This window comes from Streptococcus sp. DD10 (assembly GCF_001578805.1).
Classification (GTDB): Bacteria; Bacillota; Bacilli; order Lactobacillales; family Streptococcaceae; genus Streptococcus.
Window position 1 is genome coordinate 1 of the sequence record NZ_KQ969219.1, and the last position, 350, is coordinate 350.

At 37.1% G+C, this 350-nt stretch carries 1 protein-coding gene; it reads right to left on the minus strand.

The window, feature by feature from the left end; genetic code table 11:
* Positions 1-129: 129 nt before the first annotated feature.
* Positions 130-300, minus strand: a complete 171-nt coding sequence (locus tag STRDD10_RS11045) for a hypothetical protein (protein WP_156468671.1) — start codon at positions 298-300, stop codon at positions 130-132.
* Positions 301-350: the final 50 nt, after the last annotated feature.

The window sequence follows — 350 nt, forward strand, 5'->3', positions numbered from 1 at the left end:
TTTTGACTTTTTCAGATTCATCTAGTTGTTTCAAATCTTCCAGCACATCAGCATAGACCGACCGACACCAACCAGTCGCGCAAGTATTTACTAATCTCTCATAGCGTGTTATCAATTCTTGTTTTTTCATCATTTCACCATCTTCCCATAAAATGACAAGCGTGCAATCGCATTGTCCATATAACGTTCAATTTTGACATCATTCAAAGCATCAGACACATCATGACCGTTTATCGTCACATGCTGACCATTGACATGAATCAACGTGTCATCACTTGTTTCAATTATGATTTTCTTCATGTTCCAATTCCTCAATCAACCAATCCAAATTTTTCCGTGCTTTTTTCAAG